Source organism: Devosia alba (assembly GCF_039938915.1).
GTDB lineage: Bacteria > Pseudomonadota > Alphaproteobacteria > Rhizobiales > Devosiaceae > Devosia > Devosia alba.
This window is the reverse complement of record NZ_JBDUUI010000007.1, coordinates 76566-97552: the sequence shown is the minus strand read 5'-3', so window position 1 is coordinate 97552 and position 20987 is coordinate 76566. Positions and strand designations below refer to the sequence as shown.

Here is a 20987-nt window from a genome sequence, read left to right as displayed (position 1 = left end):
TCAACGGGGCATTTGACGTATTCAGGTCAGGGATTTTGCTGCATAGATTGCGGTAGGTAACGATACCGATGGCGATGCCTGACGCATTGGGAGTGTCAATGACCGCGCAATCAAAGGTGACCCGGGTGCGCCGCACCTACAATAAATGGGTCGCCAACCAGACGCTGGAAGACTTCGCCCTCCGCTTCACTGCCCAGAAGGTCCGTCGATGGACGCCCGCCCGCATTGCCAATACCGCAATCGGCGCCGCCTCATTTCTGGCGCTGGAAGCCATTGGCGGCGCCCTGACCCTGAGCTACGGCTTTACCGTCACCGCCTGGGCCGTGCTCTCCACCTGCATCATCATCTTTTGCATGGGCATACCCATCGCCTACAATGCCGCCAAATATGGCGTCGATATCGATCTGCTCAGCCGCGGCGCCGGCTTCGGCTATCTGGGCTCCACCATCACTTCGCTGGTCTATGCCAGCTTCACCTTCATCTTCTTTGCCATCGAGGCCGCCATTATGGCGACGGCACTCGAACTCTGTTTCGGACTGCCGATCTCCATCGGCTATCTCGTCAGCACGCTGATCGTCATTCCGCTGGTGACCTATGGGATCACTCTGATCAACCGGTTCCAGACCTGGACCCAGCCCTTCTGGATCGTGCTGCAGCTTGTGCCTTTCGTCTTCATCGGCAGCCAGAGCCTGCCGGCGGTGCGGGACTGGTCGGGGTATACCGGCCTCATGGGTCCGGTGGATGGCAGCTTTGACCTCGCTTTGTTCGGTGCGGCCTCCGCAGTGATGTTTTCTCTGATCGCGCAGATCGGCGAACAGGTGGACTACCTGCGCTTCCTGCCGCGTGCCACGCACAGGAACCGGTTGGCCTGGTGGGCGGCACTGATCGGGGCGGGCCCCGGCTGGATCGTCATCGGGGGGCTCAAGGTCATGGCCGGCTCATTCCTGGCCTATTATGCCTTTCGCCACGGCGTCGATTTTGCCAAGGCGTCCGAGCCGACTCAGATGTATCTGGTGGTCTTCGGCCAGATGCTGGCCAGCCCCGAAATGGCACTGGCCGTCACCGGCATTTTCGTCATTGTCTGCCAGCTCAAGATCAACGTCACCAACACCTATGCCGGCTCGATTGCCTGGTCGAACTTCTTCTCGCGACTTACCCACAGCCATCCGGGGCGCGTGGTCTGGGTCGTGTTCAACGTGCTGATTGGCCTGATCCTGATGGAGTTCGGCATCTACAAGGCGCTCGAGCAGATCCTCGCGCTCTATTCGATCCTGGCCATCGCCTGGCTCGCCGCCATCGTCGCCGACCTCACCATCTGCAAGCCGCTTGGCCTGGCGCCGCGCCACATCGAGTTCAAGCGCGCCCATCTCTACGACATCAACCCGGTCGGCTTCGGCTCCATGCTGATCGCCGCGTCGCTGTCGCTGCTGTCCTATCTTGACCTGTTCGGGCCGATTGCCGAGGCCCTTTTTTCCTATGTCGCGCTGGTGACCGCCTTTGTCTGCGTGCCTCTGATCGCCATCGCCACACGGGGCCGCTACTATATCGCACGGACGTCGACGCTGCTCCAAGATGGGGCGGAAACCATCCGCTGCTCGGTTTGTGAACACAGTTTCGAGCCCGAGGACATGGCGGGATGCCCGGTCTATGGTGGCCCGATCTGCTCACTCTGCTGTTCGCTCGATGCACGGTGCGGGGATCGCTGCAAGGACAATGCGCGTGTCGCCCAGCAACTGTCCGGCTTTGCCCGCCGCGTTTTCCCCCGCGCCGTAGCCGATGCGCTGGACACCAGGCTGGGCCACTATCTGGGCCTGATGCTGGTGATCGGCGGGCTGATGGCCGCCATTCTGTTTGTCTTCAACTACCAGGCGGCCCTGGACGGCCACCTGCAGGGTGAGGCGATGGGAATTATGCTGGGCAAGCTCTTCGTGGTGTTCTTCATTATTGCCGGCATTGTTGTCTGGCTCTTCGTGCTCAACCAGGAGAGCCGCGTCTTCGCCGAAGACGAAGCGCATCGCCACACCACGCTTCTGCTCGAGGAGATCGAGGCCCATAGCGAAACCGACCGCAAGCTACAGCAGGCCAAGGAGGCCGCTGAGTCCGCCAATCTGGCCAAGTCACGCTACGTTACCGGCCTCAGCCATGAGCTGCGCTCGCCGCTGAACTCTATTCTCGGCTATGCCCAGTTGCTGGAGCGGCAGCGCGAGGACAATCCTATAGTCGGCCGCGCCGCCCGCACCATCCTGCGCTCGGGCGAACACCTGTCCGGGCTGATCGAGGGGCTGCTCGACATTTTCAAAATCGAGGCGGGTAAGCTCCACCTTTATCGCGACAAGACCGCGCTGCCCGCAAACGTGGCGCAGATGGTGGAAATGTTCTCGCTGCAGGCCCGTGAAAGGGGCATCGACTTCGTGTTCGACCAGGCCAGTCCCATCCCCGAATATGTCTTCACCGACGAAAAGCGTCTGCGCCAGATCCTCATCAACCTGCTCTCCAACGCCATCAAATTCACCGAGGCCGGCACGGTGACGTTGCGGCTGACATATCGCAGCCAGATCGCTACCTTCGAGGTCATCGATACCGGCACCGGCATTGCCCCCGACGATCTCGAACGCATCTTCCTGCCGTTCCAGCGCGGCGCCCGCCCGCCCGGCGTCGAGCCGCAGCCGGGGACGGGGCTGGGGCTCACCATCACCAGGCTGCTGGTCGAGATCATGGGTGGCGAACTGATCGTGCAGAGCACCCCAGGTGAAGGAACACGCTTCACCGTGCGACTGCTGCTGTCCTCGACCTGGCTGCCGGATCAGCCCAAGCACGAGACTTCGCGTATTACCGGCTATTACGGCCGCCGGCAGATGATCCTGGTTGCCGACGACGATCCGACGCAGCGTGAACTGCTGTCGGATCTGCTGGGCGGCCTTGGTTTTGATGTCGTGGCGGTGTCAGACGGCGTGGAATGCCTGCGCACGGCACGCGTGCAGCGGCCTGACCTGCTGATCCTCGACATCGCCATGCCACGCCGCAATGGTTGGCAGGTGGCGCGCAAGGTGCGGGGCGACGTCACCGACCGGCTGCCCATCATCATGATCTCGGCCGATGCCGGTACCGAGCGGCTGCGGCCCGATTACCAGGTGCTGCATGACGGTTTCCTTATCAAGCCGTTCAACATCGACGACCTCGTCCAACAGATCGGCTCGGTACTGGGCCTGCAATGGATCGAGGACGAGGAAGAGTGGCCCAGAAAAGCCGCCAGCGAGGTGTCGCCATGACGCCCGCAGCTGACGCGCCAAACGTGCTGATCGTCGATGATCACAGCGACACGCTGGATATGCTGAGCGACGCACTGGGAGCCGAGGGCATGTTGACTACCCCCGTCTCCGATGGCCGGGCCGCCCTCTCCATCATTGCCCGGAGCCAACCCGACATTGTCCTGCTCGATGCCCTGATGCCCGATATGGATGGCTTTGAGGTGTGCCAGGTGCTCAAGACCGAAATGGGCCTGTCCGACCTGCCCGTCATGTTCATGACGGGCCGCAATGACAGTGAGCATGTGGTGCGCGCCCTGGCCTGTGGCGGGGTTGATTTCATTGCCAAGCCGATCGTGCTGAGCGAACTATTTGCCCGCATGCGCGTGCACCTGACCAATGCCCGCAAGACCCGCTCGGCGCGCGAAGCGCTCGATTCCATCGGCCGTCGTATCGTTGCAGTGGACAAGGCAGGCAATGTGCTCTGGGCCACGCCCCAGGCTCAAGACCTGCTAATGCGCATCGGCCTGCGGGCCGAGGAGGGTTCGGCCCTGCCCTGGGAGGTCAAGGTCTGGCTGGAAAGCGCTCCGTCGCAGGACGCTTCGGCCTATGTCTACAGGCGCTTCGAGCGCGAGGTGGAATTACGCACCATGGAACGGCGCGCCGACGGCGTGGCGCTGATCCGCCTGATCGACCGCGAGACCGGCACGCAGGAAGAGCGCCTGGCCCAGGCGTTCAACATCAGCCCGCGCGAGGCTGAGGTGCTGCTATGGTTGACGCACGGAAAGTCCAACAAGGAAATCGCCGAAATCCTCCAGCTCTCGCCTCGAACCGTGAATAAGCACCTCGAACAGATATTTGAAAAACTCGGCATCGAAAACAGAACCGCGGCAGCGACAATGTCGGTGCGCGTGTTGTGGGACTAGGAACCGTCGTCAGGAGCATCATCCTACTGGTTTCGCATGGACTGACAGCACCGCAAGTGTCCGCTTCCAAGACGAGTCACCAGCACGGAAACGGGCCGAGAATGGACGGACGGGTGCGCGGCCACCAAACTAGTCCGTTAGGCAGCTTGACGAAGCTCGCGTGCACACCGACCTTAGGGGAGTCTTCTTCCAACCCGTTGCACCCAACATGTCCAGCACTGCCAAGCCCGTTATCGGGGTCATCTCCTGCACCCGCCCTGTCGAGGGCGAGGACGCCTATATCGTCAAGACCCGCTACGTGAATGCAGTGGCCCGCTACGCCAATGCGGTGCCCCTGATCTGCCCCTCCATCGCAACTGAGGGCGACGCGGCCGCGATGGTGGCGCGCCTTGATGCCATTCTGCTGACGGGAAGCAATTCCAACATGGAGCCGCACCATTATGGCGCCGAGGCAGGGCGGACGCCGTTTGACCCGGGCCGCGATTCCATGTCGGCGCTGCTCATCAAGGCAGCTTTGGCGGCCGGCAAGCCGGTGTTCGGGATCTGCCGCGGGCTGCAGGAGATCAATGTTGCGCTTGGCGGTACACTGGTGGACCAGCGCGATGCCACCGACCAGCCTAGCTTGCAGCACCATGCGCCGGAGGATGCATCACTCGAGGAAATGTTCGGCCATAGCCACAGCGTCGAGATCGTGCCGGGCACGCCTCTGGCCGACATTACCGGCGCGCAGTCAATCGACATCAACAGCGTCCACTTCCAGACCTTGGGCCGATTGGGCAAGGATCTGGTGGTCAATGCGCGGGCCGCAGATGGCGTGGTGGAAGCCGTTTCTGCGACATCGGGGGCGGCGACAATTCTTGCCGTGCAGTGGCATCCGGAGTGGCACCCCGAGAAGCGGCCGCATGATCTGGCGTTCTGGCGCAAGGTCGGTGAAATCGCGCGCAGCGCTGCTCGTCGATAAGATTTCATTATAGTCGGAATTTTGAAAGGGAATTGGACACCGGTCCCGAAACGCCTTTGATTGTTGGATCAAACAATCAAAGGGCCACTATGACCGACAAGAAATTCTATCTCAAATTCGTCGATGCCAAGGTCCAGGGCATCATCACACTTTATTGGGACAACGCACCCGAAACCTGTGAAGCCCTTTGGAACGCGCTTGAAACGCCCATTCAGTGGCAGGCGACCCATGCCATGTTCTCGGGTCCAGAGATCATGATGGGCCTGCCCGAGACGCACCGCAATTTTGACCCAACCGCGCTGCCCCCGGAAAACCAGACCGTATTGCCCGAGCCGGGCGAACTGCTGTGGTTCTACCAGCCCAAGAACTTCTTCAAGATTGACCCGAGCGAGTTCTGGGAAATCGGCATGTTCTATGGTGTGGGTGGCCGCACCTTTGGCCCGACGGGTTGGATTCCATGCACCTATTTCGGCAAGATGACCGAAAATCTGGATGCTGTTGCCGAGCAGTGCCGCCTGATCCGCATTGAAGGCGCCAAGACCGTCGAGCTCGGTCGACTCTAGCAATTCGGGCCCGGGACCTGAGGCGGCTATCGCGCCACAGGTCGCGCCCAGGGCCTTAACACGATTTCGTCTCGCGATAGATCCGGGACGAAACGCACGCCAGCGCCGCACAGCAGCCTCTTGGCGCTGATAGAACCAGTTCAACAAGGGAGACGACCAATGAAAGCTATTTTCGGTACGACTGTTCTGAGCCTTTCCGCACTGCTCAGCACGACTGCCTTCGCGCAGGATAACTCGATCACCATCAACTCCTTCGGTGGCGCGTATGAAACGGCGCACCGCGCCTGCATCATCACCCCGTTCGAAGAGGCAACCGGCGCCACGGTCAATGTCGTGACAGCATATTCGGCTGATGCGTTCGCGCAGTTGCGGGCCCAGAAGGATGCGCCGCAGTTCGACGTGATCCACTTCTCGGGTGGCCAGGAAATCGTCGGCGCGGCTGAGGGGCTGCTGGCGCCGATCGATCCGGCCAGCCTGAGCAACGCCGCTGACCTGTACGACTTTGCCGGCGCCAATATGGCCAAGGGTGAAGGCCCAGCCTACTCAATCGCGGCCATCGGCCTGGTGTTCAACACGGAAGCGCTCAGCACGCCACCGACGCAGTGGACCGACCTGCTCAACCCGGAATTCGGTGAACATCTGGTGCTTACCGACATCTCCAATGGCTATGGCATGCTGGGCTTCCTGATGCTCAACCAGGTACAGGGCGGCAGTCTGGATAACATCCAGCCCGGTCTGGACGCTGTAGCCAAGCTGCTCGATGCCGGCGCGATCGTCGTCTCGACCTCGCCTGAAATCCAGCAGGAATTCGCCCAGAACGACGCCTGGATTGCACCCTACGCCTCGGACTACGCCTTCACACTGCGCCAGGCCGGTCTGCCATCGGGCTTCACACAGGGCGCCGAGGGCACGCCCGCCAGCTACATCACCACCAATCTGGTGGCTGGTCGCGACAATACCGAGCTGTCGCTGAAGCTCATCGACATGTCGATTTCGGCAGAGGCGCAGGAGTGCTTTGCCGAAGCCCTGCGGTATTCGCCAACCAATGCCAAGGCCGAACTCAGCGCTGAAGTAGCTGCGGACGTTGCCTATGGCGAAGAAGGCGTAGCCGGCCTGATCCGCTTTGATCCTGCCGTGATCGAAGCCAATCGCACGGCCTGGGTTGAGCAGTGGAACAAGACCATCGCTCGCTGAGCCGAACCATTTGCCCGCCAGATTGGCGGTGAATGACAAGTCAGCAATCCGTGCGTGGTACTCCCCATTCGCTCGGATTGCGGCCTCTCCAGCCCAAGATGGGGAGGCCAACCGCCATGCGCCAGACTGCTTTGCAATCGGCGTGGAACCAAGGTTCGACTCGTCCGCGCTGGGCGACTAAAAGAATTGAACACCTGGCACGATGACCGTGTGCCCCGGGAGGTCCGCACTGAATGAACGACCGCACAGAGAACCTGTTGCTGGCCCTGCCCGGAATCTTGTTGTTGGGGCTCGCCTTTTTCTTGCCAATTGCGCAAATGCTGATGTTGAGCATTTCGGGCCCTGACGGGCCAACCCTGGCTCATTTTGCGCGCTTCCTGTCGGACCCCTATTACCTCAACATCCTTTGGCGCACGGTGCGTCTGTCGCTACTGATCACGGTGATCTGTGCGCTGATCGGCTTTCCGCTGGCCTATATCATGACCAAGGTCGGCCCCACGGCACGCCTCTGGTTGGTGGTAATCGTCATTCTGCCGCTGATGACCAGCGTGGTGGTGCGGACCTTTGGCTGGATGGTGCTGCTCAGCCGCAGCGGCATGATCCCTGAAATATTGCGCGACATGGGCCTGGTGGGGCGCAGCTTTGCGCTGATGCAGACCGAGGCGGCCATTGTCATCGGCATGGTGCAGGTGCTGCTGCCTTTCATGACCCTGTCGATCCTGGGTGTCTTGACCCGCATTGATGGTCGGCTTGAAGAAGCGGCACGGACCATGGGGTGCTCGTTCCTGCAGACCATCCGCACCGTCGTTCTGCCCCTGGCCCTGCCTGGCATTGTGGCCGGGTCGCTGCTGTGCTTTACGCTTTCGGCCAGCTCGTTCGTGACCCCCAATCTGTTGGGTGGCACACGCATTCAGGTACTGGCAGCCTCGATCTACAAATCGGTGACGGCCACGCCGGACTGGCCCTTTGCCGCCGCCCAGGCCGTCATCCTGTTCGTCGGCATCCTGCTGGTGCTGGTGCCCTATATCAAACTCACGGGGACCAGACATGGTTAGAGCTGTTCCGGGCTGGCTGCGGATTACTGGCTATGTGTTTGTCGTGCTCACCGCACTGATCCTGCTGGCGCCGCTGATCGTGGTGGTTGGCGTGTCGTTGTCGGAGAGCCAGTTCATCGCCTTCCCGCCCAACGGACTGAGCCTGCGCTGGTATCAGGAAGTGCTCTCGTCCAATGCCTATCTCAATGCGGGCTGGATCAGTATCCAGATAGCGCTGATGGTGACGCTGCTGGCGACATTGATCGGCGGCGCGGCGGCAATCGCCATTCACCGGCGGCAATTGCCGTTTTCGGATCTGCTGGCGACGGTGTTCCTGTCGCCGCTGGTGCTTCCCACCATCATCTATGCGATTGGCATGCTGATGTTCTGGAGCTCGGTGTTTGGGCCTGTGTCCCCCCTGGTGTTGGCCCTCAGCCACACCGTGATTGCCCTGCCCTACGTGGTGCGCACCACACTGGCGGTGCTGGAAGAATCCGATCCCTACCTCGAAGAGGCTGCCCGCACCATGGGGGCTAATCGCCTCCAGCGCCTGTGGTACGTGGTGGTGCCGCAATGCATTCCCGGACTGGCCGCAGGTGCGTTTTTTGCCTTCAACATCTCCTTCGACGAGGCGGTGCTGTCGCTGTTCCTGCGCGGCCCGACACTGACTACCCTGCCCGTCCAGATCTACGGACAGCTCGAATTTTCGCCCGACCCCTCCGTGGCGGCGGTATCCACCATCATGATTGCCTTGACCATTGTGCTGATCTTCGTGATCGACAGGATGCTTGGCCTTACCCGATTTGCGAGTGCCTGACCCATGGCCAATGTTCGTCTGACCAATATCCGCAAATCCTTCGGCAAGACGCAGGTACTGCACGGCATCTCGCTTGATATCGCATCGGGCGAGTTCATCTCGCTGCTGGGGGCATCGGGCTGCGGCAAGACCACCCTGCTGCGCATGGTGGCCGGGCTGGAGAGAGTCACCGCCGGGGCCATCGAGATCGACGGTCGCGATGTGACGTCCCTGCCGCCTGAGCAGCGCGACATCGCCATGATGTTTCAGTCCTATGCGCTGCTGCCCCATCTCAGCGTGGCCGAAAACGTGCGGTTTCCGCTGCGCATGCGCGGCATGGGCACCCGCGAAGAGCAGCGCGAAAAGGTCAAGGCTGCGCTGGAAACCGTGCAACTGGGTCATCTGGCCGAACGCAAGCCGCGCCAGCTCTCGGGCGGCCAGCAACAGCGCGTGGCGCTGGCCCGCGCCATCGTCTCGCAGCCCAAAGTGCTGTTGCTCGACGAGCCGCTGAGCAATCTGGATGCCCGGCTGCGCGAAGACATGCAGGTTGAACTGATCGAAATTCACCAGCGCCTGGGACTGACCACGATCTTTGTGACGCATGATCAGGAAGAAGCGCTGAGCCTGTCGGACCGCATCGTCTTGCTCAATGCGGGCAAGGTGGAACAGCAGGGCACGCCTGACGAAATCTACAACCAGCCGGCAACCGGGTTTGCCTCCAATTTTATCGGCTCGGCCAACCTCTTGCCCGCCGAGATCATTGATGGCCCCCAGGGCCCGGTCGCCAGGTTCGACGATGGGCAGACCCTGGCGCTGGAGCCGCAGGTGGCCACGCGCGGCAAGGTGACGCTGGCGCTGCGTCAGGAAGATCTGACGCTGAGCGCCGACGGCACCGGGCCCAGGGCCAGGGTGCGCACGCGGGTGTTTCTGGGCGCCCGCAATCGCTATGTCATGACATTGGCCGGCCATCCGCTGCGGGCCCTGACGGCCAATGACCTCGAATTCGGCAATGGGCAGGACGTAACCCTGGCCATCGACCCGGCGCGTATCCGCGTCATTCACGACTAATTTCTGATCGGGAGTTCAGCATGAGCTTTGAAACACGCCTGTTTATCAATGGCGACTATGTCCGCGGTCAGGGTCCGGCGCTGGCAGCACATGAGCCGGCCACCGGCAAGGTGCTGGCTGATGTGGCTTCGGCTGATCGCGCCCAGGTCGATGCTGCAGTGACGAGCGCACACGCCGCCTTTGCCAAGTGGGGACAAACCACGCCCAAGGAGCGCAGTCTTGCGCTGATGCGGATTGCCGATGCCATCGAAGCGCACTCACACAGCCTGGCCGATGTGGAATCGGCCAATGCGGGCAAGCCGTGGCGCTATGTGCAGGCGGGCGAATTGGCCAATGTTGCCGACGTGTTCCGCTTCTTCGGTACGGCCGCGCGCAATGTGCCCGGCATTGCCGCGAACGGTTTTCGCTCCAACCGGCACACCAGCATGATGCGGCGTGATCCGCTGGGGGTGATCGCCTCCATCGCGCCCTGGAACTATCCGCTGCTCATGGCCGCCTGGAAGATCGCGCCAGCGATTGCGGCTGGCAATACCGTGGTCATCAAGCCCTCGGAAAACACCCCCCTCAGCCTGTTGCTCCTGGCCTCCATCCTGGCCGAATTTCTGCCGGCCGGCGTGGTCAACGTGATTTGTGGCGACGGCCCGGAAGTGGGGCAGAGCCTGATCACGCACCCGCTGGTGAGGATGATCTCGTTGACCGGCGATGTCCGTACCGGCCGGGCCGTGCTGAAGGCGGCTGCAGGCGAGAGCATCAAGCGCACGCATCTCGAACTGGGGGGCAAGGCGCCGGTCATCGTTTGCGCCGACGCTGATTTGGATTCTCTGGTGGAAACCTTGCGTGAAGCCAGTTTCTACAATGCCGGGCAGGATTGCACGGCGGCCTGTCGCATTCTGGTCGACAAATCCATCGAGCAGGAAGTCACTGACAAGCTGTCGACCATGATTGGCTCGCTGGTGTACGGCGCGCCTGAGCGCGACGATGTCGAGTTTGGGCCGCTGATCACTGGCGCACAGCGCGACCGGGTGGCCGGGTTTGTCGAACGGGCGCGCGGTGACGGCGCTGATATCGTGGCGGGTGGCAATGCCGTCAGTGGGCAGGGTTATTTCTACGAGCCCACGCTGGTTTCGGCGCCGATCCAGTCGGAGATCGTGCAGAAGGAGGTGTTTGGGCCGGTACTGACCATCACCGCGTTCGATGAACCCGGCACGGCAGTGGAATGGTCCAATGCCTCGGAATACGGGCTGGCCTCCTCCGTCTGGTCGCGCAACAGCGTGCAGGCGATGAACATTGCCAATGCGCTGCAATACGGCGTCACCTGGGTCAACACGCATGGCGTGTTCGCCACCGAGATGCCGCATGGTGGCATGAGAAATTCGGGCTATGGCTCGGACCTCTCCATGCAGTCGCTGATGGACTACACTCAGATACGCCACATCATGATCGCCTCCTAACGGCGGCAAACAAGGCGTTCGCGCATGGTAAAATCTGACAGAGGCAGCGCTCTGCGCATCCTCGATATGGTTACCTTCATCGCCCTGGCGCGGCACCGGCACTTTGGCCGGGCCGCGGCGGAACTGCATACGACCCAACCGGCCATTTCCATTCGCCTGGCGGCAATGGAAGAAGAGTTCGGCTGCCGCCTGATCGACCGCACCGGCCGCAAGTTTTCATTGACGCCCGGCGGGCAGAAAGTGCTCGACACCTTTCAGGCGATCCTGAGTTCGTATGAGGGTCTCAAGAGCGAGCTGGCCGACGACACCGCCCTCACCCCAAAAGTGGTGCGGATTGGCGCCATCGATTCGGTGTCGGCGACATGGATGACGCCGTTTGTGGAGGCGCTGCACGAGGCGGCGCCGACCCTCAAGATCGAACTGACAGTTGAGGGTACGAAGAACCTCATTGACGGGATGAACAAGGGCGAGTTCGACGTCATCTTCGCCCTCGATCCGGCTATCGGCGACGACTTTCGCAGCTTCACATCCTGCGTATTGCAGATGACCTGGGCGGGCTCACCCAAGATCATTGATCCCGACCGCTCCTATAGCGTTGACGATCTGGCGAGCCTGCCGATCATCACCTTCCCCAAGAATACGCCCCCCTACAGGATGATCGCTCCCTATTTTCAGGACGAGCAGGTGCTGGCGAGCAAGCTGACCAGCTCCAACTCGCTCTATTCGATCATCAGTCTGCTTATTGACGGATTTGGCGTCGGTGCCATTCCGACCGTTACCATCAGGCGCGAGCTCAAAATGGGGCTTCTGCATCCCATCCGCGTGGCCAAGCACTTTCCCGCCATGCCCATTATCGGGTCGTATCAGGCGATCAGCGAGAAGGACCTGATACGGCGCGTCGTGGAACAAGCCCATCGGAGTGCCACCTTGTACTGCGCCACTGTCGACCCGAGCATGGCCTGGGTAGAGTAGCAGCGGAAGCCCGACTGGGAGAAGGGCAAATTGGGGCATATCAGCCCGAGGCGACCTGTCGCGTTCATTGGCGCGATGGCATCAGCTCAGGAGCTCTGGTGCCTTGCCGGGGCAATTGAAGTCCGGTCGGATACCGGACGCGTCCATCTGTCATGGCCGCAATTGGGGCAGGTCAGAGGCACGGGCTGCGCCTGAATCGTACCGCACTGCATGCAGACCAAGGCCTCCTCCGGCGCGGCATCGGGGGTAATTTCGACCGGGTGCTCGATCTCCCAGGGCGGCACGATTGGCAGCCCCTGGCGGCCGATCGCAACGCTTTTGAAGATGGTGAGCGTACCGTCCGTTTCGACATAGGCATGTTCGACCTGACCAAGGTGTTCAATGCCGTTCTGGCGTAATTGCTGGAACAGCTCACTGGTGCTCAGCGCTGTGCTGTCGGCAAAGGTGGAACAAATCACACCCTGTCGGATGGCTTCCTCCGGCGTGCCGTCGATAACCCGCTGCGCTCGTTTGCTGCGGGCCATGAGTAGATCGAGCGCCTTGTTGATCAACACGACAATCGTCACCACCAGCAGGGCATGCAGCAGCGGCACGTCCGGATAGAACATGACGTCGCCGACCGCCGAACCAAGGGCGATGACCAGTAGGAATTCCACAGTCGAGAGCTGGCCGATGGTGCGGCTGCCAAGCCACCGCAACAGCACAAGCATGTAGAGGTAGATAATGAGCGTCCTGGCGAGGATTTCCAGGAAGAACAGCGGCGGCTCCTCGCCCAGAAGCATCCGCTGCAGGTCAAACGCGTCCATTGTTCACCCCGGTCCGATCCACGCCCATCACCATGCCCGCTCCATCACCATGGCCCCGGTCGGGCCAAAGCCGCCGGTCCTAGCGGCCCGATGGCGCGTGCGCCGCTTCCAGTGCCGGTACGATTGCGGCGTCCAGATCCTGATCGGGTAGCGGTACATAGCCCTGGCCCATCAACCAGTCCCGGACGATGACGTTGACGGCGTCGTTATATGACATCGTCCCGCGCGGCGGCTCATCGCGGTGCGCGATGAAGCGCTTGATGCCGTCGAGCAAATCCTGGTCGAGCGCGATATCGGTCATTGCTGCGCCGGTCCCCGGTTGCGTGGACGCGGAGGCGCCGTGCCGTCATGGGCGTAGCTGTTGGGGCCAATGTCGGGGCCCGTTGGCGGGTTGGCGCCGCCCGGATGCGGGATCGTGTCGTAGTTCTCTTCGGTGGAGGGATGGGGGTCGGCAACATCATTGCGGTCGGCAGTATCCTCGCCAGTCGGCAGGCCGTCGCGGATGGTGTCGTGCCCGGCTTCGGGCCGGGCGTTGCCAGCGCCGGTCGCTTGTACTTCTGAGCTGGCGCCGGGATTATGGCTAGCTGCGACTTTGGCGCGATTGTGCGGCGTGTTCGACATGAGATCCTCCTGAAGGAACAATTCCCATATCAATGCCGCACCACGGCATCGGTTGCGGTGGCCGTCGCAGATTCAGCGCTGCAGGCGTTCGGGGCGCCGATCTGCAGTCGTCATGACTTGTGGTGCGCAGCATCAAAGCTGCCGGTCTTGGCCTGAATGGCGTGCAATGGCGCTATGAGGGACCACCGGATGCCGTCGGGGAGGTAGGTAAGCTCACCTTTGCCCGATACCGCCGAGGGCGCCACGCGTTCCAGCACGATCGAGCCGAACCCCTTGTTGGCCGGCGTTGCAACCGGTTTGAGTGCCCCCAATTCTGTCCAGGTCAGCTGGAACTGGTCATCCCCGCTGACGGACCAGGAGATCTCAACCGAACCAGCCTCGCTGGAGAGCGCCCCATATTTGACGGCGTTGGTTGCGAGTTCATGGAACGCCATGCCCAGATATTGCACTGCAAAGGGCTGCAGGGAGATGGCGGGGCCGGACATGCCGACGCGCTCCTCGTGGCCAAAGGCGCGAACATGGGCCAGCAGCAGTTCAAACAGACTGCTTCCCTTCCACTCGCCATTGACGAGCAGATCGTGTGAGCGTGACAGCGCCATAATGCGCTCTGAGACCTGGCGGGCAAACTCCACACTGTCGGTTGCCCGAGTGCTGGTTTCGCGCACCATGGCGTTGATCACGGCAAACTGGTTCTTCACCCGGTGATTGACCTCGCGCATCAAGGCATTGATGCGTTCCTCGCTCTCCTTTTGCGCCGTGATGTCACGCGCCATCTTGGAGACGCCGATGATCGTACCGTCCTCCTCCCTGATGGGAGAGATCGTCAGCGACAGTGGCAGCCGGCTGCCATCCTTGTGCAATCGCACGGTCTCGAAGTGATCGACCACTTCGCCCGCCCGGATCCGCGCCAGGATCTCGACCTCCTCATGCAGCCGTTCCTTGGGAATCAGCATGGTGATCGATTTGCCAACGGCCTCCTCGGCATCATAGCCGAACAGGCGTTGGGCACTCTCATTCCAGGTCGTGATGATGCCGGCGAGGTCCTTGCTGATGATTGCATCATGGGACGACTTCACCAAAGCGGCCAGATGCTGCTGGGCGCGCTTGACCAATTGCTGCGAGCTCAAGTCGACCAGCGTGCTGACCGCCCCAAGCATCGTGCCATCGGTGTCATGGAGCGGGGTAGGAAAGGCCATGAAGGGTACACGCGTGCCATCAGGACGCTCGGCCACCGCTTCGGCCCCATGGATTGCGCGTTGCTCGTTGATAGCGATAGCCATCGGGCTATCCCCATGCGCCATTGGCCTGCCATCGGTATGGTAAAGGCGCCAGGAGCCGCACCAGCGCACCGTCCCCAGTTCAGGACGGACACCCCACAGGGTTGCGGCGGCCTCATTGTAGGAGACAATGAGGCCATCAGCATCCGTTGTGTACACCGCCACGGGCAAGGCCCGCAGTGAGGCGGCGGCCAGGCGGATGTCGAGAGGGTTGGAGTCCAACATTCTGCTGCGCACTCGGGGTTTGTCAATGCACGATTGATAGCGCCTATTGGCTCCATTGCAAGCAACTGGTTGCCGGGCCCAAGCCAGGCAGTGCCGCACCGCGCCGGCGGCCAAAGCTCAACATCGTGTACCCGATGCCGGAGCACAGCCGAACCCATGTGCTGATTGCGAAAACCGGTGCGCTAACCTTGGGCCAGCGGCGACGGCTCCTGCTCGTATGCGCTTCCCAGAAGGAACGGAAAGACGGGCTCAGGTTTGCCGTCGCGCTGCATTGGCAGGTTGATCGGCGAGTGCGCCGCTGCCTCGGCCAGGCTTGCCAACACCTCGGGTGCCATGCCGATCTGCTTGAACAGGGTTGTGTCCGTACCCCGCGGCAATTGACGCAGGGCCCTGGCGGCCCGTCCGGCGTGTCGCGCCGCAGCTGGCCATTTTCTTTCGCGGATTTTCACCCCGGTCGCCGCCAGCATGATCAGTCCCTTGAACAAGGCGCGATCCTGAATATTGCCCTTGGCGGCCAGCCATATCGGCTCCCACGCCTCATGCGCTTCCCAGTAATAGCCATGATTGAAAAGATCGATGCCCCAGCCAAGGGCGTCGCCTGGCGCGACGGCGTCCTGAGCCGGCGGCGCGGCATCGTGCTGATAGCTGTGCCCGGCGGCTTCACGCACCGGATGGGGCTGATGGCCCCCTGGCAGATAGGCGTATGCGGGAAAGGTCCTGCGCGGCAATAGGCGCGATCGAGGCGCATGGCCCATCATGGTCGGCTCTCCAGTCTCTGCGCCAGCACGGCGATGCACTGCCGATTGCCAATTGGTCATGGTGCGCACGCTCCGGCAATTGGCGCTTTTGATTAGGGACAACGCGCCCCCTGCCCCTATGGTAGCGACAAGCGCCACCAAAACGCGAGTCGACTGTGTCTGATCGAAACACATATCCAGCCCAATCTCGTCCAATTTTATCGTCCGTCGGCAGAGGCATATTGTGCAAATGCCCCAATTGCGGTGTGGGCAAGCAGTTTTCTGGCTTCCTTTCGCAGAACGCCCGCTGCCAGCACTGCAACGAACCGCTGGGGCGCTACGATGCCGGCCTGCTGACCGCTCTGCTCGTCGGGCTGGTCATTGTCCTGGTTTTTGCCGGCGCTTTTCTGGTCATTGAATTGGCCGGTGGCACCAGTCCATTATACTACCTTGTGATCCTGTTGCCCATTTCGGTTGCTGCCTCCCTGCTGGTCATGCGCCCGTGCAAGGGCGGCCTGATTGGTCTGTTGTGGGCGTTGCGCGCCAATGACAGGCTGGAGCGGTGAGACGGTCCGGCTTAGAATGGCTTTCGCGATTTGCCGGCCCTTGCGATAGAACACATCGATAATCGTCAGCAGCCGGGAGCCCGGCTCCCCCTTGCCGGAACGATCCGGGGATAGCGCCTGTATTGACCAGAGTGAAGATTGAGCGCGGCACTGCGGATTACTGGCGCGCCTCGGCGGCGCTGTTCCTGGCGGCCTTTTCAGTGTTTGCCGCCGTTTATTCGGTTCAGCCATTGCTGCCGATCTTTGCCATTGAGTTCGGCCTCGACGCCGCCAGCAGCTCGGTGGCCCTTTCGGCAACGACGGCAACACTGGCGCTGTCGCTGGTGCTGGTTGGCTGGCTGGGCAATCGCTTCAACCGCAAATCGCTGATGCTGACCACCATGCTGGCCACAGCGTCACTGGTGCTGGCGGTGCCGGAAAGCGGCGACTGGACCAGTCTGGTGGTGGTGCGGGCCCTGCTGGGCGTCGCGGTGTGCGGCGTGCCGGCCATCGCCATGGTCTATCTGGCCGAGGAAATGTCCAATGCGGCGCTCGGCCTGGGGATTGGATTGTTCGTCGGCGGTTCGGCGCTGGGCGGGATGAGCGGGCGATTGATGGTCGGATTTCTGGCCGAGATGGTGGGCTGGCGGGCCGCCCTGACCGCGCTGGGCGTACTGATCCTGATCAACGCACTGGTGTTCCTGCTGCTCTTGCCGCCCCCAAAGACGCCACGCGCGCGCACCCTCACCCTGCCCGAGCTGGGCGCAAATATGCGCGCTGTCTTGTCGGACAAGGCGCTGCCCCTCCTGGTCCTGTGTGCGTTTCTGATGATGGGCGGGTTTGTGGCGATCTACAATTATGTCGGCTTTCGCCTGCTGGCGCCTCCCTACAATCTTGACCATGGCCAGATCTCGCTGGTGTTCGTGGTGTATCTGGTGGGAACGCTGGGTTCGGCATGGATGGGAGCACTGGCGGGACGGCTGGGCCGCCGCAAGGTGTTCTGGCCACTGATCGTGGTCATGCTGGCCGGGCTCGCCATTACCCTGCTGCCGCCGCTATGGGCAATTGTGCTGGGTATGGCAGTCATGACCTTCGCGTTTTTCGGCGCGCATTCGATCGCCAGCGCCTGGGTGGCGCGGCGGTCCCAGAATGCGCGGGCGCAGGGCAGCGCCCTCTACCTGCTGGCCTATTATGGCGGCTCCAGCGTGATCGGTACGCTGGGTGGTTATGGCTGGAGCATCGGGGGCTGGCCGGGCGTTGTCGGCTTCACCGCCATCGCCTTCGGCGCTGCCCTGCTGCTGGCCTGGCGGCTCTATCTTCTGCCACCCCTGATCATCACCGCCGACTGAGCAGGCTGCATTTCCTGTCGATCTCGCTGCCCTGGTGCGATAGCGTTCTGCGACCATCTTTTTCCGGACCAGCCATGTCGAGTGAGCCTCCCCATCATCGCCCAGTTATCCGGGAGCTGACCCGGGCATGAGCAATGGCGCGGCCGTTTCGCAACGCTATTTCCGGCTGAGCGCGCTCAACGCGCTGGTCGGCTTGCTGCTGTGTGGTGCAGGGGCGGCGTTCGTCGGGGGCACGGCGTCGGACCTGCAGGCCAACCGATTGGGCGCGGCGGCGCAGGAAATCCTCAATGTGCAGGCTGAGGCGCTGAACGGGGCCTTGGACAAATATCGCATGCTTCCCGTGGTACTGGGTCATCGCCCCGATGCTGCTTCACTCTATGCGCCGGGCGCCGATGCGGCCGCGACCCACCGGATCGCGCTGCAGGCAGCGGCGCTTTCGGGCGCGCTGGACGTGGTGTTCCTGCGCCCCTCCGGCGCGGTGCTGGCCCGCGCGTCGGGGGCCGCCAAGGATGTGATTGCGCCCAGTTCGCCATTGCTGCGCGCGGCCTTGCAGGGGCGGCTGGGCCGCGATGAGCGCGTACTGGATGACGGCCGGCGCGCCTATGTGTTCACGTCAGCGATGTGGGACAACAAGACGATCATCGGCGTGGTGGCGGTCTATGTCGATCTGGTCACCATCGAGGACAATTGGTCGCTGATCAACAATCCCATCCTGGCATCGGATGCTGCCGGCCTGGTGGTCATTTCCAATCGTGCCGCCTGGCGCATGGCGCCACGCCCCGATTTCCGCGACACGGTGCAAGGGGGCGCCGCCAACCCGCTGCAGGACGCGCCGACGCGCTATCTGGCGCGGTCGCGCTATCTGGCGCCATTGAACTGGACGTTGACGGTGCTGTTGCAGGCCGCGCCGATACGGTGGGCAGCGGTCATGTGGGGCGGTCTGGCGGCAGCCCTGGCGCTGGCGCTGACGCTGGCGGTGCAATTGCTGATCAACCGACATTTTGCCGGCGTGCGACGGAGCAGGGCGCAGCGGGCCAATGCGCTGCGGCTGGAGCGGATCGTGCGCGACCGGACCCGCGAATTGCTCGACAGCAATGCCTCGCTGGCGCACGAGGTGGGCGAACGCAAGGCAGCCGTGGACCTGCTGCGCAAGACCCAGACCGAACTGATCCAGACCGGCAAGATGGCCGCGCTGGGCCAGATGTCGACGGCGCTGTCGCACGAGATCAACCAGCCCCTGTCGGCGGTCAAGACCTATGCCCAGAATGCGCTGACCTATTTACAGCGTGGCCGCCAGCAGGAGGCCGTGGACAACATCACCCGGATTTCAGAGCTGACCGACCGGATGGCCGCCATTTCCCGGCATTTGCGCAATTTCGCCCGCAAACCCAATCCAACCTTCGGCTCGACCGCCATCGGCAAGGTGATCGAGGATGCGCTTGAAGTCGTGTCCGCCCGGCTGCGCGAGCAGGCGGTGAGCGTGACGACGGATTTGGGCGAACCGGGACTGCAGGTGCGCGGCGGGCCGGTTCGGCTGCAGCAGGTGGTGGTCAATCTGGTGCTCAACGCGCTGGACGCCATGGCGGGACAACCAGCCCCGAGCATAACCATCAGCGTGGCGCGGGCCGGCGCCAGCGTCGAGGTTTCGGTGCGCGATACGGGGCCGGGCATTGTTGTCTCGGACCTCGGCCAGATCTTTGATCCCTTCTTCACCACCAAGGAAGTCGGCCAGGGATTGGGGCTGGGCCTGTCGATCTCCTACAATATCGTCAAGGATTTCGGCGGCACCCTATCGGCGCACAATTGGCCAGGCGGAGGCGCCTGTTTTGTGGTGCGCCTCGATTTGGGTGAACATGAACAGGTGGCGGCGCAGTGAGTTTATCCATCGAAGTGCTGCTGGTCGATGACGAGGAAGATCTGCGCCGGGCCGCCAGCCAGGCGCTCGATCTGGTGGGGTTCCCGGTGCGCGCGACCGGGTCGGCGGAAGAGGCGCTGGCCGCTGTTTCACGCAGCTGGCATGGCGTTCTGGTCACCGACATTCGCATGCCGGGAATGGACGGGATGACCCTGCTGCGCAAGGCGGTCGCCATTGACCCGGACCTGCCGGTGATCCTGTTGACCGGCCATGGCGACGTCAATCTGGCGGTCGATGCCATGCGCGACGGCGCCTACGACTTCATCGAAAAGCCGTTCTCGGTCGAGCGCTTGCTCGATTCCATCACCCGTGCGCTGGAAAAACGCCAGCTGACGCTAGAAAACCGCGTCCTGCGCTCCAGCGTCGCCAATCGCTCGGACGATCTGGAAACCCGGCTGGTCGGCCGTTCACCAGTGATGGTGAGCGTGCGCAAACAGATCCGCGCCGTGGCGCCGACGCGGGCCGACGTGTTGATCGTCGGCGATACCGGCACCGGCAAGGAACTGGCGGCACGGGCGATCCATGATCTGACCGCCGACGAGGACCGGCCCTTCGTCGCCATCAACTGCGCCGCCATTCCAGCCGAGATGATGGAAGCCGAACTGTTCGGCCATGAGGCAGGCGCCTTTGCCGGGGCGATGCGGGCGCGGGCCGGCAAGTTCGAGCATGCCCGCAATGGCACGATCTTTCTCGACGATATCGAGAACATGCCGCTCTATCTGCAGGCCAAGCTGCTGCGGGCGGTGCAGGAGCGGGCCATCACGAGGCTGGGCTCGCATGAACCCATCGCGCTCAATGCCCGCTTCATCGCCACCTCCAGCGTTGATCTGGAGCGCGCCGCCGATGAGAACGTGTTCCGCAAGGATCTGCTGTACCGGCTCAACATTGCCACGCTGCGGCTGCCCGCCCTGGCCGACCGGGCCGAGGACATCCCTGCCCTGTTCGCCCATCTGGTGCAGATCGTCGCGACCCAGTTGCGCGTGCCGCCCCCGGCGCTGTCCACAAGCTATCTGTCGAGCGTCAGCCTGCGGCCCTGGCCGGGCAATGTGCGCGAATTGCGCAACGCCGCCGAGCGCTATGTGCTGGGCATTGACGGGGTGGAAGACCACCGCGCCGCCACCAGCGCCACGACGCTGCGCGAGCGGGTGCAGGCCTTTGAGCGTCAGACCATCGCCGACGAACTGCGCGCCCAGAACGGCAGTCTGAAGGCGGTCTATGAGGTGCTCGGCCTGTCGCGGAAATCGCTCTACGAGAAAATGGTCAAGCTGGGCCTGGACCGCAAGGATTTCCGGGAAGACTGAC

Annotated in this window: 19 protein-coding genes; 14 read left to right on the top strand and 5 right to left on the bottom strand. The window is 62.5% G+C overall.

Annotated elements, in window-relative coordinates; all coding sequences use genetic code 11:
• The first annotated feature begins 98 nt into the window (after positions 1–98).
• The 10 genes from ABFY71_RS11905 (at position 99) to ABFY71_RS11860 (ending at position 12210) form a co-directional block, all read left to right on the top strand.
• The gene (locus tag ABFY71_RS11905) at positions 99–3269 is read left to right on the top strand and encodes a hybrid sensor histidine kinase/response regulator (RefSeq protein ID WP_347946204.1); all 3171 of its coding nucleotides are present in this window, start codon (positions 99–101) and stop codon (positions 3267–3269) included.
• Positions 3266–4171, top strand: a complete 906-nt coding sequence (locus ABFY71_RS11900) for a response regulator (protein WP_347946203.1) — start codon at positions 3266–3268, stop codon at positions 4169–4171. The genes ABFY71_RS11905 and ABFY71_RS11900 overlap by 4 nt, the downstream gene beginning before the upstream one ends.
• Positions 4172–4379: 208 nt before the next feature.
• Positions 4380–5132 (top strand): gamma-glutamyl-gamma-aminobutyrate hydrolase family protein, encoded by a 753-nt coding sequence (locus ABFY71_RS11895; protein ID WP_347946201.1) that lies wholly within the window; start codon positions 4380–4382, stop codon positions 5130–5132.
• Positions 5133–5221: 89 nt separating this feature from the next.
• Positions 5222–5695 (top strand): DUF3830 family protein, encoded by a 474-nt coding sequence (locus ABFY71_RS11890; RefSeq protein ID WP_347946200.1) that lies wholly within the window; start codon positions 5222–5224, stop codon positions 5693–5695.
• Positions 5696–5854: 159 nt separating this feature from the next.
• Positions 5855–6889, top strand: coding sequence for an ABC transporter substrate-binding protein (locus tag ABFY71_RS11885; RefSeq protein ID WP_347946199.1), 1035 nt, complete (start codon positions 5855–5857; stop codon positions 6887–6889).
• Between the two features lie 233 nt (positions 6890–7122).
• On the top strand, positions 7123–7944 hold the full coding sequence (locus tag ABFY71_RS11880) for an ABC transporter permease (protein ID WP_305577981.1): 822 nt from the start codon (positions 7123–7125) through the stop codon (positions 7942–7944).
• Positions 7937–8740, top strand: coding sequence for an ABC transporter permease (locus tag ABFY71_RS11875; protein ID WP_347946198.1), 804 nt, complete (start codon positions 7937–7939; stop codon positions 8738–8740). The genes ABFY71_RS11880 and ABFY71_RS11875 overlap by 8 nt, the downstream gene beginning before the upstream one ends.
• Before the next feature lie 3 nt (positions 8741–8743).
• A complete protein-coding gene (gene ccmA / locus ABFY71_RS11870) occupies positions 8744–9787 on the top strand; it encodes a heme ABC exporter ATP-binding protein CcmA (protein ID WP_347946197.1) in 1044 nt (347 codons plus the stop codon).
• Between the two features lie 20 nt (positions 9788–9807).
• A complete protein-coding gene (locus ABFY71_RS11865) occupies positions 9808–11238 on the top strand; it encodes an aminobutyraldehyde dehydrogenase (RefSeq protein ID WP_347946196.1) in 1431 nt (476 codons plus the stop codon).
• Positions 11239–11262: 24 nt separating this feature from the next.
• Complete coding sequence (locus ABFY71_RS11860) at positions 11263–12210, top strand: LysR family transcriptional regulator (protein WP_305577973.1); 948 nt, start codon at positions 11263–11265, stop codon at positions 12208–12210.
• Between the two features lie 86 nt (positions 12211–12296).
• On the opposite strand, the gene ABFY71_RS11855 is transcribed toward ABFY71_RS11860, so the two are convergent.
• The 5 genes from ABFY71_RS11855 to ABFY71_RS11835 form a co-directional block, all read right to left on the bottom strand.
• Positions 12297–13016, bottom strand: coding sequence for a DUF421 domain-containing protein (locus ABFY71_RS11855; RefSeq protein WP_347946194.1), 720 nt, complete (start codon positions 13014–13016; stop codon positions 12297–12299).
• A gap of 79 nt (positions 13017–13095) precedes the next feature.
• A complete protein-coding gene (locus ABFY71_RS11850) occupies positions 13096–13317 on the bottom strand; it encodes a hypothetical protein (protein ID WP_305577969.1) in 222 nt (73 codons plus the stop codon).
• Positions 13314–13637, bottom strand: a complete 324-nt coding sequence (locus ABFY71_RS11845) for a hypothetical protein (RefSeq protein ID WP_347946193.1) — start codon at positions 13635–13637, stop codon at positions 13314–13316. Before ABFY71_RS11845 ends, ABFY71_RS11850 begins: the two co-directional genes overlap by 4 nt.
• A 110-nt stretch (positions 13638–13747) precedes the next feature.
• Positions 13748–15139 carry a PAS domain S-box protein gene (locus tag ABFY71_RS11840; protein WP_347946192.1) on the bottom strand — a complete coding sequence of 464 codons (1392 nt, stop codon included), beginning with the start codon at positions 15137–15139 and terminating at the stop codon, positions 13748–13750.
• A gap of 182 nt (positions 15140–15321) precedes the next feature.
• Positions 15322–15957, bottom strand: coding sequence for a DUF309 domain-containing protein (locus ABFY71_RS11835; protein ID WP_347946191.1), 636 nt, complete (start codon positions 15955–15957; stop codon positions 15322–15324).
• Between the two features lie 185 nt (positions 15958–16142).
• Here ABFY71_RS11835 and ABFY71_RS11830 point away from each other — a divergent pair, with 185 nt between their 5' ends.
• The 4 genes from ABFY71_RS11830 (at position 16143) to ABFY71_RS11815 (ending at position 20986) form a co-directional block, all read left to right on the top strand.
• A complete protein-coding gene (locus ABFY71_RS11830; protein WP_347946190.1) occupies positions 16143–16442 on the top strand; it encodes a DUF983 domain-containing protein in 300 nt (99 codons plus the stop codon).
• A 131-nt stretch (positions 16443–16573) separates the two neighbouring features.
• A complete protein-coding gene (locus tag ABFY71_RS11825; protein ID WP_347946309.1) occupies positions 16574–17770 on the top strand; it encodes an MFS transporter in 1197 nt (398 codons plus the stop codon).
• A 127-nt stretch (positions 17771–17897) separates the two neighbouring features.
• Entirely contained in the window at positions 17898–19646 is a 1749-nt protein-coding gene (locus ABFY71_RS11820; protein WP_347946189.1) for a sensor histidine kinase, read from the top strand.
• The gene (locus ABFY71_RS11815; RefSeq protein WP_347946187.1) at positions 19643–20986 is read left to right on the top strand and encodes a sigma-54-dependent transcriptional regulator; all 1344 of its coding nucleotides are present in this window, start codon (positions 19643–19645) and stop codon (positions 20984–20986) included. Before ABFY71_RS11820 ends, ABFY71_RS11815 begins: the two co-directional genes overlap by 4 nt.
• Position 20987: the final 1 nt, after the last annotated feature.

What these genes read in the sequence shown, in the direction of transcription:
- ABFY71_RS11905 (WP_347946204.1), top strand. Translation starts at nt 99, where the DNA reads ATGACCGCGCAATCAAAGGTGACCCGGGTGCGCCGCACCTACAATAAA.
- ABFY71_RS11900 (WP_347946203.1), top strand. Translation starts at nt 3,266, where the DNA reads ATGACGCCCGCAGCTGACGCGCCAAACGTGCTGATCGTCGATGATCAC.
- ABFY71_RS11895 (WP_347946201.1), top strand. Translation starts at nt 4,380, where the DNA reads ATGTCCAGCACTGCCAAGCCCGTTATCGGGGTCATCTCCTGCACCCGC.
- ABFY71_RS11890 (WP_347946200.1), top strand. Translation starts at nt 5,222, where the DNA reads ATGACCGACAAGAAATTCTATCTCAAATTCGTCGATGCCAAGGTCCAG.
- ABFY71_RS11885 (WP_347946199.1), top strand. Translation starts at nt 5,855, where the DNA reads ATGAAAGCTATTTTCGGTACGACTGTTCTGAGCCTTTCCGCACTGCTC.
- ABFY71_RS11880 (WP_305577981.1), top strand. Translation starts at nt 7,123, where the DNA reads ATGAACGACCGCACAGAGAACCTGTTGCTGGCCCTGCCCGGAATCTTG.
- ABFY71_RS11875 (WP_347946198.1), top strand. Translation starts at nt 7,937, where the DNA reads ATGGTTAGAGCTGTTCCGGGCTGGCTGCGGATTACTGGCTATGTGTTT.
- ccmA (WP_347946197.1), top strand. Translation starts at nt 8,744, where the DNA reads ATGGCCAATGTTCGTCTGACCAATATCCGCAAATCCTTCGGCAAGACG.
- ABFY71_RS11865 (WP_347946196.1), top strand. Translation starts at nt 9,808, where the DNA reads ATGAGCTTTGAAACACGCCTGTTTATCAATGGCGACTATGTCCGCGGT.
- ABFY71_RS11860 (WP_305577973.1), top strand. Translation starts at nt 11,263, where the DNA reads ATGGTAAAATCTGACAGAGGCAGCGCTCTGCGCATCCTCGATATGGTT.
- ABFY71_RS11855 (WP_347946194.1), bottom strand. Translation starts at nt 13,016, where the DNA reads ATGGACGCGTTTGACCTGCAGCGGATGCTTCTGGGCGAGGAGCCGCCG.
- ABFY71_RS11850 (WP_305577969.1), bottom strand. Translation starts at nt 13,317, where the DNA reads ATGACCGATATCGCGCTCGACCAGGATTTGCTCGACGGCATCAAGCGC.
- ABFY71_RS11845 (WP_347946193.1), bottom strand. Translation starts at nt 13,637, where the DNA reads ATGTCGAACACGCCGCACAATCGCGCCAAAGTCGCAGCTAGCCATAAT.
- ABFY71_RS11840 (WP_347946192.1), bottom strand. Translation starts at nt 15,139, where the DNA reads ATGTTGGACTCCAACCCTCTCGACATCCGCCTGGCCGCCGCCTCACTG.
- ABFY71_RS11835 (WP_347946191.1), bottom strand. Translation starts at nt 15,957, where the DNA reads ATGACCAATTGGCAATCGGCAGTGCATCGCCGTGCTGGCGCAGAGACT.
- ABFY71_RS11820 (WP_347946189.1), top strand. Translation starts at nt 17,898, where the DNA reads ATGAGCAATGGCGCGGCCGTTTCGCAACGCTATTTCCGGCTGAGCGCG.